The 16,449-nt window shown below is 31.3% G+C and carries 15 protein-coding genes, 2 tRNA genes and 1 riboswitch; of the genes, 10 read left to right on the top strand and 7 right to left on the bottom strand.

Translation table 11 applies throughout. The annotated features are described in order from the left end of the window. Together QM536_06680 and QM536_06675 are read left to right on the top strand one after the other, a co-directional pair. A partial coding sequence (locus QM536_06680; protein ID MDI9356688.1) for a T9SS type A sorting domain-containing protein occupies positions 1–263 on the top strand: 263 nt, incomplete at its 5' end. A 41-nt stretch (positions 264–304) separates the two neighbouring features. Further along, positions 305–1,015 carry an MIP/aquaporin family protein gene (locus QM536_06675; protein MDI9356687.1) on the top strand — a complete coding sequence of 237 codons (711 nt, stop codon included), beginning with the start codon at positions 305–307 and terminating at the stop codon, positions 1,013–1,015. Between the two features lie 5 nt (positions 1,016–1,020). Here QM536_06675 and QM536_06670 read toward each other — a convergent pair whose 3' ends face one another. Genes QM536_06670 through QM536_06650 form a run of 5 tightly spaced genes read right to left on the bottom strand, consistent with a single transcriptional unit; the run spans position 1,021 to position 5,057 of the window. Continuing rightward, a complete protein-coding gene (locus QM536_06670; protein ID MDI9356686.1) occupies positions 1,021–1,776 on the bottom strand; it encodes an SDR family NAD(P)-dependent oxidoreductase in 756 nt (251 codons plus the stop codon). 6 nt (positions 1,777–1,782) lie between these two features. Further along, the gene (locus QM536_06665; protein MDI9356685.1) at positions 1,783–2,493 is read right to left on the bottom strand and encodes a porin family protein; all 711 of its coding nucleotides are present in this window, start codon (positions 2,491–2,493) and stop codon (positions 1,783–1,785) included. Next, positions 2,466–3,185, bottom strand: a complete 720-nt coding sequence (gene ubiE, locus QM536_06660) for a bifunctional demethylmenaquinone methyltransferase/2-methoxy-6-polyprenyl-1,4-benzoquinol methylase UbiE (protein ID MDI9356684.1) — start codon at positions 3,183–3,185, stop codon at positions 2,466–2,468. The genes QM536_06665 and ubiE overlap by 28 nt, the downstream gene beginning before the upstream one ends. 34 nt (positions 3,186–3,219) lie before the next feature. Next, on the bottom strand, positions 3,220–4,191 hold the full coding sequence (locus QM536_06655) for a polyprenyl synthetase family protein (protein MDI9356683.1): 972 nt from the start codon (positions 4,189–4,191) through the stop codon (positions 3,220–3,222). Positions 4,192–4,220: 29 nt separating this feature from the next. Further along, positions 4,221–5,057, bottom strand: coding sequence for a hypothetical protein (locus QM536_06650; GenBank protein ID MDI9356682.1), 837 nt, complete (start codon positions 5,055–5,057; stop codon positions 4,221–4,223). Positions 5,058–5,502: 445 nt separating this feature from the next. Beyond that, positions 5,503–5,596, top strand: a riboswitch (TPP riboswitch). A gap of 48 nt (positions 5,597–5,644) precedes the next feature. Here QM536_06650 and QM536_06645 point away from each other — a divergent pair. The 4 genes from QM536_06645 (at position 5,645) to QM536_06630 (ending at position 10,639) form a co-directional block, all read left to right on the top strand. Further along, complete coding sequence (locus QM536_06645) at positions 5,645–7,867, top strand: TonB-dependent receptor plug domain-containing protein (protein MDI9356681.1); 2,223 nt, start codon at positions 5,645–5,647, stop codon at positions 7,865–7,867. 213 nt (positions 7,868–8,080) lie between these two features. Further along, a tRNA-Tyr gene (locus QM536_06640) sits at positions 8,081–8,163 on the top strand. An 18-nt stretch (positions 8,164–8,181) separates the two neighbouring features. Continuing rightward, positions 8,182–8,253 (top strand) — tRNA-Gly (locus QM536_06635). 493 nt (positions 8,254–8,746) lie between these two features. After that, complete coding sequence (locus QM536_06630) at positions 8,747–10,639, top strand: gliding motility-associated C-terminal domain-containing protein (protein ID MDI9356680.1); 1,893 nt, start codon at positions 8,747–8,749, stop codon at positions 10,637–10,639. 79 nt (positions 10,640–10,718) lie between these two features. On the opposite strand, the gene QM536_06625 is transcribed toward QM536_06630, so the two are convergent. After that, on the bottom strand, positions 10,719–11,360 hold the full coding sequence (locus QM536_06625) for a hypothetical protein (protein ID MDI9356679.1): 642 nt from the start codon (positions 11,358–11,360) through the stop codon (positions 10,719–10,721). A gap of 438 nt (positions 11,361–11,798) precedes the next feature. On the opposite strand from QM536_06625, the gene secG reads away from it, so the two are divergent. The 4 genes from secG to QM536_06605 all read left to right on the top strand — a co-directional run bounded on the left by secG (position 11,799) and on the right by QM536_06605 (position 15,821). Further along, a complete protein-coding gene (gene secG / locus QM536_06620) occupies positions 11,799–12,107 on the top strand; it encodes a preprotein translocase subunit SecG (protein MDI9356678.1) in 309 nt (102 codons plus the stop codon). 136 nt (positions 12,108–12,243) lie between these two features. Continuing rightward, positions 12,244–13,686 (top strand): sodium:solute symporter, encoded by a 1,443-nt coding sequence (locus QM536_06615; GenBank protein ID MDI9356677.1) that lies wholly within the window; start codon positions 12,244–12,246, stop codon positions 13,684–13,686. A 59-nt stretch (positions 13,687–13,745) separates the two neighbouring features. Further along, positions 13,746–14,519 carry a porin family protein gene (locus tag QM536_06610; GenBank protein ID MDI9356676.1) on the top strand — a complete coding sequence of 258 codons (774 nt, stop codon included), beginning with the start codon at positions 13,746–13,748 and terminating at the stop codon, positions 14,517–14,519. 126 nt (positions 14,520–14,645) lie between these two features. Continuing rightward, positions 14,646–15,821 (top strand): DUF4105 domain-containing protein, encoded by a 1,176-nt coding sequence (locus QM536_06605; protein MDI9356675.1) that lies wholly within the window; start codon positions 14,646–14,648, stop codon positions 15,819–15,821. A 129-nt stretch (positions 15,822–15,950) separates the two neighbouring features. On the opposite strand, the gene QM536_06600 is transcribed toward QM536_06605, so the two are convergent. Continuing rightward, the coding region (locus QM536_06600; GenBank protein MDI9356674.1) for a head GIN domain-containing protein at positions 15,951–16,449 on the bottom strand (499 nt) is incomplete at its 5' end.

The raw sequence follows: 16,449 nt of genomic DNA, 5'->3' as shown, positions 1-16,449 counted from the left end.
ATGCCATTATAGTAGAAAACCATTTTATAAAAATTTTCCCAAACCCTGCCGATGATTACATTACCATTCAATGGGATAAAAGCCAAAAGGTCTCTTCCGTAAAAATATATGATGTAAAGGGAAATGGGGTATCTGATGGGGGATTGGGGATTGGATATGGGGTATCTATAGATATAAAAACCATGCCAAAGGGAGAATATATTGTGGTGGTATATGGGGAAAAAGGAGAGATTTTAAAGGCGGAAAAGGTGATTAGAAACTAACCGTTCATAATTTGTAATTAAATTTATAACTCATAATGTATATGAATCCATTTATATCAGAATTATTAGGAACGATGCTTATCATCGTTTTTGGATGCGGTGTAGTTGCAAATGTACTTTTAAAAAATACAAAAGGACATGGAAGTGGTTTAATAGTAATATGTTTTGGTTGGGCAATAGGTGTATTTGTAGGTGTATTTGTGGCATCTCATGGCAGTAAAGCCCATTTGAATCCTGCTGTTACCATTGCACTTGCTGTGGTAAATAAATTTTCTTGGGAAGATGTTCCTCTCTATATAATAGGACAGTTTTTAGGTGCCTTTATAGGTGCTTTATTGGTATGGGCTTGTTATAAACAACATTTTGATGCTACTATTGATAGTGCAACGAAAAGAGATGTTTTCTGTAATGCTCCTGCTATGAAGAGTAATTTTTTTAATCTGATTACAGAAGTTATTGCCACTTTTATTTTTATGATAGCAATTCTTTTTATCAGTCCATCAGTAGATTCTTTAGGAAGTTTAGATGCTTTGCCCGTATCTTTATTAGTATTGGGAATAGGACTGAGTATGGGAGGTCCTACGGGATACGCTATCAATCCTGCTCGTGATTTAGCTCCTCGAATTGCCCATTCACTTTTACCTTTTAGCAATAAAGCAGATAGTAACTGGAACTACGCTTGGATTCCTGTTGTAGCTCCTATAATAGGGGCTGTATTAGCGGTTTGGTGCTATTATTTTATTGTATCGTAATAACATTATGAGGGGTCTCTTTTTACTAAGGTAGCACTTGCCTGTGATTTAGGAAACATTACTATGTCACTTAATAGCACATTATCAGGTCGTTTTATGACAAATTGTATGACTTCTGCAACATCTTTTGCTTTCAGAGGGGTAATTCCTTTATAGGGTTGTTTTGCTTTTTCTCTATCTCCTTTAAAACGAACTAAGGAAAATTCTGTTTCTACTAAACCTGGATGAAGAGAAGTAACTTTTATATTGTGTTGATAGAGATCTAAACGCATACCATCAGATATGGATTGAACCGCTGCTTTGGAAGCACAATATACATTTCCTTTGGGGTAGGTTTCTTTTCCGGCAATAGAGCCGATATTGACTATATGTCCAGTTTGTCTTTTTATCATACGAGGAATAATGCTTTTACTCACATATAAAAGCCCCTTCACGTTTATATCTATCATAGCGTCCCAATCGTCTGTACTTCCCATATCTATAGTATCCATTCCATGTGCATTTCCTGCATTGTTTATCAATATATCTATATTTTGCCATCTTTCGGGGAGAGTATTCATTGCTTTTTCTACTGCTTCTTTATCTCTCACATCAAAAGAAAGAGATACTACATCTGTATGTTGAGAAAGTTTTTGTTCTAATTCTTTGAGTTTCTCTGCTCTTCTTCCACAAATAATCAGGTTATAATCCGAAGCAAGTAGGACAGCTGTTGCTTCGCCTATTCCAGAGGTGGCACCTGTAATAAAAACATTTTTTTTCATAGTAATTTAGAGTGATCCTTCAAAAGATATGTATAAAGTAATTATATGGGGAGTTAATTGTTTTAGATTTCTATTAAATTTATTTTCTTCTCCCTCTAAAATATTATTAAGCCCAAAAGAATACCGTAGTTCTGGGGAAAACTTAAAAAAAGGGTAATATATATCTATTCCTACTCCTACTTCTGTTGCTAAAAAAAAATCTTTTGTCTGCAGGCGGTCGGTAGTAGGGTCTTTTGTTTGCTTTCCTCTTGCTGCTATCATAGAAGTTATGCCACCAATAATATACATACGAGAGTTTTTCCTGCGGACGGACTTATATTTCAGAAAAAGAGGTATTTCAATATAGACATCTTCCAAAAGTGCTTCATATTTTCCTCCGTAGATATTTCTATAAGTAAGTTTGTTTTCGTAAATACCCACTATGATATGAACCCTAAAATCTAAATACTGCACTACTCTGAAATTGGCAATAAATCCTGTCTTAAAACCAGGCAGTATTTCAGGGATAATACTATGAATGGTATCTAAGGGATTGGTTATATTATCCGAATACCGATATGAATACTGGGATCCGTGTATCCCAATAGTAAAACCATAGTGAAGGTATCTACTATCATAATTAGGAAGATTTATGATTCCTTTTTGGGAGTATCCGTAGTAATTTTTGAGAAAAAGGGCGAGGAAAAAAATTATTTTATACCTACATATATTGTGCATATTCCGAATGTTAATTTTTTCATATATATTTTTTTAAAACCTATTGTATCTAAAAGGTGGATAAATTTCTCTCCGCTTACAAATTTACTCACCGAATCAAATAAGTAGCTATATGCTTTGGGGTCTTTTGAGATAGTTTTTCCAATCAATGGCATTATTTTAGAAAAATAAAAAGAGTATATCCATTGAAAAATGAATATACGTGGCTGTGAAAACTCTAATATCAATACAATCCCATTATTTTTGAGTACCCTGTACATTTCTTGGAGACCTTTTTCTAAGTTTTCAAAATTTCTCACTCCAAAAGCACAAGTCACTGCATCAAAAGTTCCGTTTTCAAAAGATAAGTTCTCCGAATCCCCTACTTCTAAGTGAATGATTTGTTCTAATTTTTTTTTTAGAATTTTCTGTTTTCCTAATGCAAGCATTTTATCAGAAATATCTATTCCAATAATCTTTTCAGGATAGAGTGATGCCATTTCTATTGCTAAGTCTCCGGTTCCCGTCGCAATGTCCAATATACTATTTCGAGCAGAATGCTTTTTGAGAATACCGACTACTGTTTTTCTCCAATATATATCTATCCACAAGCTTAATATATGGTTGAGCATATCATATCTTTTGCTAATGCTATTAAACATATATTTTACTTGTTCTTTTTTGCTGTCTTTTCGGTCTTTATACGGTAACATTTTATATAATTAATGGTGATAAATATTGTTTTTATTAGATATTTCTTTGAACTAAATAGAGAATTAATTTTTCCATGGATGTTTTATATTCTGAGTTTGGAAATAGTTCTAAAATATGCGAAGCATCTTGGTAGTAGGTATCTATAGCGTTTTGTGTATATTCAATTCCTTTCTGTTCTTTTACAAATTGTATGACTTCTTTTCTTTTATCAGAATCTTGGTTTTTATATTTTATGATGTGCAGTATCCTTTGTTGTTCTCCGTGTTTCGCATTTCTAAGGGCATAAATAAGAGGGAGAGTAATTTTTTTTTCTTTTATATCTATTTCTGTTGGTTTTCCAATAAAATTTGTCGTTTGATAATCAAATATATCATCTTTTAATTGAAAAATAACCCCAATTTTCTCTCCTAACAATTTTATTTGAGCGATCATATCGGGAGATGCTTTGGCAGAAACAGCTCCTATTTCACAACAGGCGATGAGAAGAGTAGCAGTTTTTTTTTTTATTATATTATAATATATTTCTTCTGTAATATCTAAGGTTTTTGTCTTTTCTACTTGCAATAACTCTCCTTCACTCATCTCTTTTACCGCAAAAGAAATTATTTCTAATAAATCATAATCCTTATGTTCCAAAGATAATAGGAGACCTCGAGAGAGAAGGAAATCCCCGACTAAAACAGCTATCTTATTTTTCCAAAGAGCATTCACAGAGAAAAAACCTCGCCGATACTGGGAATCATCTACCACATCATCGTGAACAAGTGTCGCCGTATGTAATAGTTCTATCAATGCCGCTCCTCGCAAAGAAACGGAATCTATTTTTCCACACAGCCCCGCACTTAAAAAAACAAGAATTGGTCTTATTTGTTTTCCCTTTCTTTTTAGAATATATCCCGTTATCGTATCTAATAAAAAGATATTACTCTTTTGAATATTTTTAAATGCTCTATCAAATTGTTCTAATTCTTGCTCAATAGGTCTTTTTATTTCTTGTAAATCCATCTTTCTAAAATGTTTATTTTTTCTCTTTTTTATTCAATAATAATACTTTCTCTCACAACAGAACTCGTACCAAAATACCCAAGTACTTTCTCATTGTTTTGGTGTTGCATATTACGTGGTATGTCTTTGGCTGTATTGAGTATCTGCCAATTAAAAGAAGTAATATCTTTGAGATTCTTAAAAAAAGTATAGGTTTGAAAAGAAAGAGAATGAACCGTTATTTCAACCGTATCTTTTTTTTGAAAAACATAATCAGTAAGGATATGTTCATGATCCTTACGGTCAAAATATGTATCATAAAAAAGAGTTATCATTTCTTTTTTATAAGGAATAGTATTTTTTTTGACAGTAATCCTATAAAAACTATCTTTTTCATCTCTATCAAAAATATATATCTTCACAAAATACCCAGTTGTAGATGTAAAAATGCCATTGTTTATATCTTCTACGTATTCATAACTTACGCTATCAATAATAATCGGATCGGGGATTCGCTGGTAAGAAGAAAGTATTCTCGAAGTATTTTCCATTTCTACAACTAACTGATACTCATTGTGAGAATTGGATTCAAAGGTATTGCTATCCGTTTTGTAATTGCCATTTTTGGTATAAAAAAGTGGAATTTTTTGTTGATTGTCTGTAAAGAGATACACAGAAGCATTGGAAACAAAAGGAATCCCCGTATTGACAAAAAGAGGTGTAGTTTTAGAAATATTTATGGTGAAAGGAACATTTTTTTCATCAGTAATAAACCCATAGACCACATAATAGGAGGTATTATTTTGACTAATCTCCTCTATAACCACGGAAGTTTCACAAGCAGATGCTACAATACTGAGAAAGACGATAGAAATGAAAAAACGCATTTGATTATTAATGGATTATAAAAACACAAAAATATAAAAATACAAAATACTATTAATTTCTTCTGTTACTCTCAAAAAACGATGATAATATCATTTTATTTCATCAATATCTTCTATTAAATATCTATTTCGTAAACAAAATTAAATTTTACGAATCCCTCCTCATAAACAATTCTTCTTACTCAAAAATATAATAAAATTTCATCGCTTTATTTTTTAAAAGTGTTCTAATAAACTTTTTCAAGATAATCTTTGCGTAAGGGAAGTTAGTTATTTGCCAAAAGGTCTTAATTATTTGCAAATAATGTCTCCTTTTTGAAAATGGATTAAAAAATATGCGGGAATTTTGAATTGCCATCCTTTTTTTATGGTGATTTCCATATTTACCCACTCAAATGTTTGGATAATCTAAAAAAATTCTTTCTATTCTCAAAAAATAATATATTGCAAAAAACGGGGGTGCTCCTATACGAGCTGAGATCATACCCTTTGAACCTGAAGTAGCTAATACTACCGTAGGAAGATAAGAAGTAAAATAAATACTCCTCCGTATTTTTTATAAAATTTACTTTTTACCAAAAATACAAATGAACAAATATATATTTCTTCTACTCTCTTTATATTCTCATACTCTCTACGCTTCTATAAAAAACAATAATCCCACAGATACTCTGAAAGAAGTGCTACTGAGTGATGAAGTCGTTATCTACTCTACCCGGTCAAAAGACAAAACTCCTATGACTTTCTCTCTCATAACGAACAAAGAAATAGAAACATTAAACACAGGGATAGATATACCGATTCTTCTCCAATTTGCACCATCTATAGTTTCCACATCAGATGCAGGTATAGGAATAGGATATACAGGAATCCGTATTCGCGGAAGTGATAATACCCGAATAAATGTTACTATAAACAATATTCCTCTCAATGATTCTGAATCGCATGGTGTATTTTGGGTGAATACTCCCGACCTTATATCCTCTATAGAAAATATACAAATCCAAAGAGGAGTCGGCAGCTCCACCAATGGTGCGGGAGCATTTGGGGGAACCATAAATTTACAAACAAACCTCTTTACTCAAAAAAACTCTGTAGAAGTGAGTAATTCCATAGGATCTTTTGCCTCCAGAAAGCATACTCTCATCTTAAATACAGGGAATATTTATCGTCACTGGAACTTTGAAACACGACTTTCTTCTATAGCATCCGATGGATATATAGACAGAGCATTCTCCAAACTGTATTCTTATTACGCTTCAGCGGGATATCGTAATAATAAACTTCTTATCAAAGCCGTTACATTTGGTGGAAAAGAAAATACTTACCAAGCATGGTGGGGAGTTCCCGAAGCACGACTCAAAAATGATACAGATGGGATACTCCAAGTAATACAGAATAATAATTATTCTCCATCCCAAACAGAAAATATACTTCACAGTGGAAGAACTTTTAACTATTACCTTTATAAAAATCAAACAGATAATTACCAACAAAATCATTACCAAAATCATACTTCATACCTATTCAACCCTTTTATAACCGCTCATATATCGCTTCATTACACATACGGAACGGGATATTATGAAGAATGGAAAGAAAACGAATACCTCCAAAAATACAATTTACAACTACAAGATACCTCCATAACCCACACAGATATTGTCCGCCAACGCTGGTTAGAAAATCACTTCTACGGAATCGTATATAACATTCAATATACAAAAAATAAATGGGATATAATCCTCGGCGGAGGAGCAAACCAATACAAAGGAACACATTTTGGAAAAGTTATATGGGCAAAGAACACTGGAAATAATGAAATAAATGCATTGTATTACCTCTCCCCTGCTCTCAAAAATGACCAAAATATCTATCTGAAAATACACTATAGCCCATGGAAAAAGTCCCTCTTATACTCCGACCTACAAATACGAAATATCTTTTACCTCACAGATGGTAGCACCAACGATGCAAAAAACATATCTGTAAAAAAAGAATATCTGTTTCTGAATCCCAAAATAGGAATCACTATTACTCTCAATAATCAAAGTTCTTTGTATACCTCATTCAGTGTCGCACAGAGAGAACCTATACGAAGTGACTTTTTATATGCAGATATAATTCCCAATTCCGAAAAACTCTACGACCTTGAAATAGGATATAAAATAAACTTCCAAAACTGGAAAAATGAAATAAACTTCTACTTTATGAACTATGAAAATCAACTCATAAACACAGGAGACATAAATGACGTAGGAGCAAACATAAGAACTAATACCCCTCAAAGCTATAGATTAGGAATAGAATACCAGGGGCAGTACTCTTTTCCAAAAAAATTCTTACTACAATACAACATAACCGCAAGTGTCAATAAAATAATTGCTTTCCAAGAAATTATTTTTGATTATGATAACTATACAAAAATAAAAAAAAAATTCACTCATACAGATATTTCCTTTTCCCCCTCGTGGATAGCATCATTCCAAGGCACCTATTATCCATTTAAGAATGCAGAAATACAAATCCTCTCCAAATTTGTAGGAAAACAATATTTAGATAATACCCAAAACGAAACCCGAAAAATTTCTCCTTACTTTGTGAATGACCTCAGAATGGGATACACTCTCTATTCTAAAAATATTCCATCTCTCTATATAGGACTCATCATACATAATATACTCAATACACAATACGAATCGAATGGATATACTTTTGGATATCGAACCGCAGGCAAACATATACAAGAAAATTATTATTACCCTCAAGCAGGAATCAATTTTTTTGCTACACTTTCTGTCAAATTTTAATTATTAACTATAAAAACAGAGTATTTTTCATAAAAAATGAATTTTTATGCATAAAAAAGCTTTTTTCTTTCAAAAAAACAAAAAAAAAACACTTTTTTAATAAAATATTTTTTATTTAAAAAAAAAATAGTAGTTTGCATTTTAATTTATATATAAGCAGTATGTAGTTAAAAATTTAAAAAAACATTTATCAATAGCTTTATTTACAAAAAAGGGAGGATACCAAAGTGGCCAACTGGGGCAGACTGTAAATCTGCTGGCGTATGTCTTCATAGGTTCGAATCCTATTCCTCCCACACAATAAAAATAATACTGCGGATGTAGCTCAGTGGTAGAGCGATGGCTTCCCAAGCCGTAGGTCGTGAGTTCAATCCTCGCTATCCGCTCAAAAATCTAACAATATATTTTTACAAACAATATGTTTTTACAAAGTTACAAATATATCAAAAACATTTATTCTGAGTGAACTCATTTTTTCATTGAAAAGAATATACTTTGTAATTAAATAATAACAATAAAGTTTCTACAAGCATGTGAGTGATTAAAAATTTAAACCACCATGAAAAAAGGATAGTAGATTTAATTTTTTCGAATTTTCTACCCTCTTGCAATAGTTTTTAAAGTTTGAATCTTTCCATGCGATCTTTCCACTCAGCAAAGCATACCTACTATTTCCCAATACTTGATTGTTTTGGCACTTATCTTTTTCTTACCTTGTCAATTGCCTCATCCAAGTATTTTATTAACTCTCTTAGCAAAATATAATAAAATTGCATACCTCTCACATTTAAAATGTTAGTAACCTTTACAATAAGGTATGCCTTTATTATTGTTATTACATACAAAAACCATTCATAACTTGTACCTCATTGTAATGGTATGAAAAAATATCTTCTTTGTCTTTTTTTTATTGTTAAGAGCTTCCCTATCAATGCACAACAAATAAGTGTTCTAAAACGTTTTTCTGTTGATTATTCTGTAGGATGTTATCCTCTCACCGTACATATAACCCCTCATTCCTCATCGTCTGTTTTGCAATATGTATATGAATCAGGAAGTATAACAATAGGACCTATAACCAATAAAAAATCTTATACATACCTTGTCCCTGGAAAATATAAAATTCTCCAAATAGAACAAACCTCCACCAATCCTATAGTGGATTCTATAATTATATCCGTTCATAAACCCACTACACCTCAAGTAAAACCTGTCTTATGCAAAGATTTTTTTATGAGTGTGTATATAGAAGATACTCTCTATGATTTTTATAGGGTGTATTATACTAAAACTGATTCCGTAGATGTGAGAGGATCTCATTTTGCAGCTCCTTATAATTTTCAATATGCTTCCCAATTAAATATAAGAGTAAAGGGAATGTACGCAGGCGGAAATAATGTATGCGGGGATACTACTTTTATTTTTAACACCCTCAATTCTTTTTTTTCTCCACAAATAAAGAATGCCGAAGTAGTGAATACAGGGATACATGATTCATTGATAGTGCATACTTCTATAAACCCTTTTATTTTCCATGAAATACAGATACAGTACAGAAATACTTCTTTTCAAACTATACCCTCCAAGCAAATCCAGAGTATATTTATTATTTCCAATATAGATTCTAAAACGGAATATTGTCTACGCATAAGAGCGTATGATTACTGTGAAGATTCTTTTTATTTATCCAATACTGTTTGTATTCCACAGGTTCAGGTATCTTTTTTAAACAAAAAAAATGAAATCACATTCCCTACCCCACAAAAAAAAATAACATCATTGCAATTATTGAGAAATGATTCTCTGCTTATTACTTCTTTTGATGTAAATGCAAATAGTATCTATTCCGATTCTCTCATTTCTTGTAATACGGCATACTGTTATAGAGTAAAATTTGTATACCCTGATTCTGCATATTCTCTTTCAAAAAAAACTTGTGGAATATCTCAAAAAATTCAAAAACTTCCCCCTATCAAAAAGCTATATTCTTCATTTGGGACAGATGGGTTAGCATTGCAATGGGATAAAATAGAAAGCAGAAATCCAATAACATATCATATTTTAGTAGATAAAAGTGATGGTATATTTACTCTTTTCAAAAAAACATTTCAGAACACAGAAGTTTTACGTGAATTTCTAAATTCCAGACAATCTCTTCGATTTTCCATTCAATACAGCGATAATTGTGACAATATATCTCCTCCAAGTAGTGCCAATGCCCCCGTAATTCTTACAGGAATAAAAACAGCAACAAACAAATATCTGATATATTGGAATAATTATTATCAATTTGATGAGGGAGAAAAAATGAAAACATTAGAATTTTTGGATGAGAAACTTCAAATTATTAAAGCAGAACCACTTTTTAACGAAAATACAAGAACGCTCAAAATAGACCCCGACCTGCAAAACCTTACTTCTATAAGAATACGAACAGAATCAAACGGAAATATTGCAGATACTACTTATTCAAACTATTTTTCTCTTGTTTATGAAACAGAAGTATTTATTCCTCATGCATTTACTCCTAATGATGACGGGTTAAATGATTATTTTTTAGTCGTTTTTCCTACCATGAAAGATTTTGAAATGACTATTTTTAATAGATGGGGAAATATAGTATTTCATTCTCGACAACAAGAAGTGGGGTGGGGAGGAACATTTCTACAACAACCCGCTCCACCAGGTGTTTATATATGTATTGTGAAAGGAAAAACTCAAAAAAACGAAATTATAGAACAAAGAAGTAATTTTTTATTGCTGAGAGATTGATATTTTGATAAAGATAACAAAAAAAATAGGCAGGATAACGGATCATCCCACCTATTTTCATAAAAAACTCACCTATAATTTAATTACTGATTTCCAACATCTTATCTAATTTTTCATGGATAACCGTTGTTTCTTCCTCTAACTTTTTACGAATTACTTTTTTCGCTTGCTCTTCGGCTAATTTTTTATTGTAAAACAAACGAACCTGCACTTCTGTATTCTGTCCTTTATTAGTATTTCTAATAAATTCACATTCTACTAATACTCGTCCTAATGTTTTAGAAATAATATTTTTAGATCCGGCTACTACTTTCGTAATAGATTCTCCTTCTTCGGGACTTAATTGTTGGTTAGCTAAAGATGCCTCTACTAATGCATTAATAGCTGTTTCTAACTGCCCCGCAAGCTCTATTTTGGCTACTTCCATCGCCTGAAGTTTTGCTCCTGTTTGACTTGTGCCAACTCCATTGCCCGCAGCCCATATCCATTTAGGAAACCCATTATCATCTCTTTGTGCTTGTTTTTCCCAAGCAGAAGCAAGCTGATTTTGAAGAGGTAAGCCTCCAGGTATGTTAGACCATCCATCACTTTCTAATTCCTTTGCCTCTTTTTTAACCGGCTTAGAAACTTTTAGATCTTTCTTACTCGGTCCCTGTTGAGCAAAAGATAATTCCCCTAATACAATAAAACTTAATACGAAAATTATTTTTTTGATAAGCATATTATAATAATTTAATATAATAAAAAAGTTCTTTGGTAGTAAAATGAGAGATATCGAACTTCATAATATTCTCTCACATTTTTTGAATAATTTTTTTACAAGATATATATATACTTTTGAATTATTATCATTCAAATTATATTTTGTAAATATATTCTTTTTTTAATAATTATAAGTTATAAGTTATAAATTATCTTTTGTAAAACTTAAAAAATAAAAAATAATATACCATAAAGTTATACAAAACTGAATAAAGTCATTTATAATTATTATAAGGCAGTTCTTATGTTCTTTTATAATCTTTATTTTTTATTGTTTACACAAAAATATCAAAATTTATTCCTATAAATTTTGATATTTATTTAGTAATTATAATAAATTGATATATTTTGCAATACAATAAATTTATTCATCGTAACTTTCATTATACTATAACAAATGTTTTATCTTATAATCATACTTATAATCATATTATCGGGAATTTTGGTTTTGCTTATTTTGGGGCAAAACTCAAAGGGAGGAGCTTCTCAAATGTTTGGTGGTAGTTCTGCAAATCAAATCTTTGGAGTAAAAAAAACAGGGGATTTTTTAGAACAAGCCACTTGGTTCTGTGCCATATCTATTATTGTTTTGACTATTGCTACTCGTTTTTTTTTGGACACTTCTAAAAAAGAAGAAGGGGTATTAAGTCCTAATATTCAAAAAGCACAAGAAACAACCATTCCCAATCAACAACCACCACAGTAAATACTCAAGAATACAGTATTTAATTATGAATCATGAATACCTTAATTATTTTCTCTGTTTTCAATAATAAGAGAAAGTTTTCATTCGTAATTTATGATTCATAATGTATATCCATCTTACCATATAATTATTTCAAATGAATCCATATATAAGTATATCACTCATTATTGTATACTTTGTTTTTCTCTACTTTTTAGCCCATATAGTTTCTAAAAACGCTACTAACGAAAGTTTTTTCACAGGAAATAAAAATTCACATTGGCTGCTTGTCTCTTTTGGAATGATAGGAACTTCTCTTTCAGGGGTCACTTTCGTATCTGTGCCAGGGACAGTAGCCCAAAATGGGTTTAGTTATATGCAAGTGGTATTTGGATACGTGGTAGGATATATAGTAATTGCGTTTGTCCTTACTCCTCTCTATTATAAGCTGAAAGTTGTCTCCATATATAATTATTTACAGATTCGTTTTGGAACCATTGCTTACAAAAGCGGAGCTATTTTTTTTATTATATCAAGGACTGTCGGTGCAACAGGGCGACTTTATTTGGTAATAAATGTCTTGCAGGTCTTTGTTGTAGAAGCAATAGGAATACCATTTTGGGCAACAACTTTAGTTATCATAGGAATGATACTGCTCTATACTTTTAGAGGTGGAGTAAAAACAATCGTATATACAGATGTATTACAAACAAGTTTTATGCTGGGGGGTCTTATTTTTTGTATATTTTTTCTTTTAAAAGTATTGAATATCAGTGTATATGAGAGTTTTTTACAATTAGCGGATGCCAATTATACCTTTCTTTATAATGACGATGTAAATAGTGAAAAATATTTTTGGAAAGAATTTATAGGGGGGGTTTTTATAGCAATAGCAATGACGGGCTTAGACCAAGAGATGATGCAAAAAAATATAAGTGTAAAAAATTTACATGATACACAAAAAAATATAATGCTACTCAGTATTATTATAGTATGTGTAAATTTTCTATTTCTTTTTTTGGGAGGACTATTATATATATATGCGAAACAAAATGGCTTACCTTTTATGGGAGATGATATATTTCCGAGTGTAGCAATCTATCATTTTCCTGCATTTCTTTCTTTTATTTTTATCATAGCATTGATTTCGGCACTTTTTCCCAGTGCTGATGGAGCATTAACCGCATTAACCTCTTCTTTTTGCGTGGATATATTGGAAGTACACAAAAAAAAATATTCCGAATCTCTTTTAAGTAAACAAAGAGTCCGAGTTCATTTTATTTTCGCTTGCATTTTTTTTCTTGCTGTTTTATTTTTTAAGTGGATGAACGATAAATCTATCGTGTATAAGATATTAGTATTAGCTGGATACACTTATGGACCGCTTTTAGGACTCTTTTCCTTTGGCATACTCACCAAAAGAAGTATTCCAAATACGTATATCGTTCCATTTTTTTGTATGGTATCGGTTGTATTTTCTTATTTTTTGAACATACTTATCCCCATTTTCACAAATGGTTTCCATATAGGAATAGAATTATTAATTTTAAATGGTATAATTACATTTTTATTACTTTTTGTAATAAGTAAAAAAAAATGAGTATATTTATCTTTTTTCACAGGCGTTTTATTTATAACTAAACAATAACAATATATTTTATGAACAAGATTATTTATATTTTTTGTGTATTTCTTTTGCTAACAGAAGCAAAAGCACAACTTTTAGTGGGTCCCAAGATAGGTTATAACTACTCTACAATGTTATTTGATTCTAAGGAATACACAGATAATTATACTATAAACGGGACACATGGATTTAACATCGGAGGAGTGGTAAATTATATAGCATCTAAACATTGGTCTCTGCATTCAGAAATTTTTTATTCTCAAAAAGGGAGAATAATAGAAAATAGGTCTGATAATGATTGGGTAAAGAATATTTCTCTCTTCCATTATTTAGATATACCTGTTCTTTTTAGATGTTCCTTTGATTTAGGGGAACAAAGATTCTACCTCAACGCAGGACCTCTCTTTAGTTTTTGGCTTGGCGGAAGTGGAAATTTATCTGCTATTGAACTGGGGAACCAAAGCATAGATTATGAATATGATTTTACCAAAACAGACAATCCAAAGTCCATTTTAGAAAATGTGATGGCTGTTCCTAATGCAAATCGATTTCAAATAGGAATAGATGCAGGGTTTGGCTTTGAATTTGAGGTGTTTAAAGAGAACTTGGTTCAGGTAGATTTTAGATATAGCTACGGAAATACGAATATAGGACAAGTAAAAGACAATACTATAGTGGGATTAGATAAATATAAAGAAAATTTTGGAGGTACAAATCAGGTGATATCTATATCAACGTCGTTTTTCTTCTTTCTTGATGTAAATAAAGCACTGAAACAAGGAAAAAGCACGGAACATATACGATAATATATTTTTTATGGTTATTTATTTTTTTGAGGTGATCTTTTTATTTTGCGATAACTTCGTGGTCTTGGCGGTATTAAGATCATTTTTTATTCATTATTAAAAATAATAGATTAAATAGTTACTACTATGAAAAAACTCCTCTTTTTTTTCTTTTTTCTCAATATATCTCACACAGGTGTGTGTGATAGTTTTCCTGATTCACTTTCTTCCCAATCTGTCATTCGTATTGTCACCTTTGGACCATCGGAAGAAGAACTGTATTTAGCATTTGGGCATAGTGCTGTTTGGGTAAAGGACAGTGTGCAAGGATTAGATATTGTTTTTCACTATGGTGTATTTGATTTTCAACAACCACATTTCTATTTGAACTTTGCCAGAGGAAAACTTCTCTATAAAATGGGGGTTAATTATTACCAAGATTTCAAAAACCACTACATTGGTGAAAATAGAAGCATCATATATCAAGAACTCAACCTCACGGGACCAGAAAAAAATAAACTCTACGCATCTCTTCTGCAAAATTATCTCCCTGAAAACAGAGAATACTATTACAATTATGTTACTAATAACTGCGCTACCAAAATAAGAGATGTATTGCATAGTGTTTTTCAGGATTCTCTTCAATTTACTTATCCTTTTATAAAAAAAGACATTTCTTTTAGAAAACTTATAGATATCTATCTACCACTATTCCCTTGGGGAGACTTAGGAATAGATGTTTCCCTTGGAAGCGGTATAGATCACATAATAACGGGATATGATTATATGTTTTTGCCCGATTATATTTTTGCAGCATTTGCAAAAGCAACTCTTTATTCCAAAGAAAATAAAAAAACACTTATATCTAAAACAGAATCTGTTTACACTCCCTTTATTAACAGAACAACCGTATATCCTATGTGGAAGCATCCTATAGTTGTTTTTGGAATTTTGGTAGTCATTATACATTGGATAAGTTTTTTAGAATACTTCTTTCAAAAAAGATATAGAGCAATAGATTTTGTAACCTTTCTCATACCAGGACTATTAGGCGTATATCTCTTTTTTTTAGCGTTTTTTACAGATCATACCTCACAATATAACTTTAACATGCTATGGGCTTGCCCTATATATATACCTGTAGCATTTTTTATGCTTCAAAAGCGAAACCTGCCTTGGCTACAATACGGTATGCTTCTCAATGGAGTGTTTCTATTTTGCATAACTCTCTTTGGATACTTCTTATTTCAAAAAATAGATATACTCCAAATGCCTTTTTTATTTCTTTTTATGATACGATCCTTTCTTTATTTTTTAAGATAGTGTATTATTTAGTATTGTAATTGTATAGTTTCACTACGTTAGTATATAAATAATATCATAAAAAAGATACAAACATTCTGCTTGTATCTTTTCAATATTATAAAGGAAAGAAAATGTGAGAGAGAGGACTTAATCTACTTTTTTGATAGAACCCGCACCCGATATTTCTACTGATAATCTTTCGGGAGAACCTTTGTATTTTATAACTCCTGCTCCGGAACAATCCCCTTTCAATTCTTTTCTCGCCACTACATAAATAGAGCATGCACCCGAAGATTCTATAGAAGTAATGTCACATTCTAAATCCAATGCCTCGTAAGACCCTGCACCCGAAGCATCTACAGATTGCTTGGATGCTTTCCCTGACAGAACAAGAGTAGAAGCACCTGACATATCTACTTTCAAATTTTCACATTCCACAGATAAAGTAATATCACCCGCACCGCTTACATCTAATTTCATATTTTTAGATTGTAAAAGCGACTCTCCTTTTACCGTAGAAGCACCTGACATATCAAGAAAATCCATTTCTTCGCTATACTCTACCAACATTTTTATGGTAGTATTACTACTGATTTTCTTTTTTATATCTATGGTGAGTATTCCATTCTCTACCTCTGTTTTAATT

It is taken from the genome of Chitinophagaceae bacterium, from assembly GCA_030053935.1.
GTDB lineage: Bacteria > Bacteroidota > Bacteroidia > Cytophagales > JASGCU01 > JASGCU01.
This window is presented reverse-complemented; position numbering and strand designations above follow the sequence as displayed.

Coding starts and splice junctions, on each gene's coding strand:
- QM536_06655 (MDI9356683.1), bottom strand. CDS start 4,191: ATGGATTTACAAGAAATAAAAAGACCTATTGAGCAAGAATTAGAACAA.
- QM536_06650 (MDI9356682.1), bottom strand. CDS start 5,057: ATGCGTTTTTTCATTTCTATCGTCTTTCTCAGTATTGTAGCATCTGCT.
- secG (MDI9356678.1), top strand. CDS start 11,799: ATGTTTTATCTTATAATCATACTTATAATCATATTATCGGGAATTTTG.
- QM536_06615 (MDI9356677.1), top strand. CDS start 12,244: ATGAATCCATATATAAGTATATCACTCATTATTGTATACTTTGTTTTT.
- QM536_06665 (MDI9356685.1), bottom strand. CDS start 2,493: ATGCACAATATATGTAGGTATAAAATAATTTTTTTCCTCGCCCTTTTT.
- QM536_06630 (MDI9356680.1), top strand. CDS start 8,747: ATGAAAAAATATCTTCTTTGTCTTTTTTTTATTGTTAAGAGCTTCCCT.
- QM536_06645 (MDI9356681.1), top strand. CDS start 5,645: ATGAACAAATATATATTTCTTCTACTCTCTTTATATTCTCATACTCTC.
- QM536_06605 (MDI9356675.1), top strand. CDS start 14,646: ATGAAAAAACTCCTCTTTTTTTTCTTTTTTCTCAATATATCTCACACA.
- QM536_06670 (MDI9356686.1), bottom strand. CDS start 1,776: ATGAAAAAAAATGTTTTTATTACAGGTGCCACCTCTGGAATAGGCGAA.
- ubiE (MDI9356684.1), bottom strand. CDS start 3,185: ATGTTACCGTATAAAGACCGAAAAGACAGCAAAAAAGAACAAGTAAAA.
- QM536_06625 (MDI9356679.1), bottom strand. CDS start 11,360: ATGCTTATCAAAAAAATAATTTTCGTATTAAGTTTTATTGTATTAGGG.
- QM536_06675 (MDI9356687.1), top strand. CDS start 305: ATGAATCCATTTATATCAGAATTATTAGGAACGATGCTTATCATCGTT.
- QM536_06610 (MDI9356676.1), top strand. CDS start 13,746: ATGAACAAGATTATTTATATTTTTTGTGTATTTCTTTTGCTAACAGAA.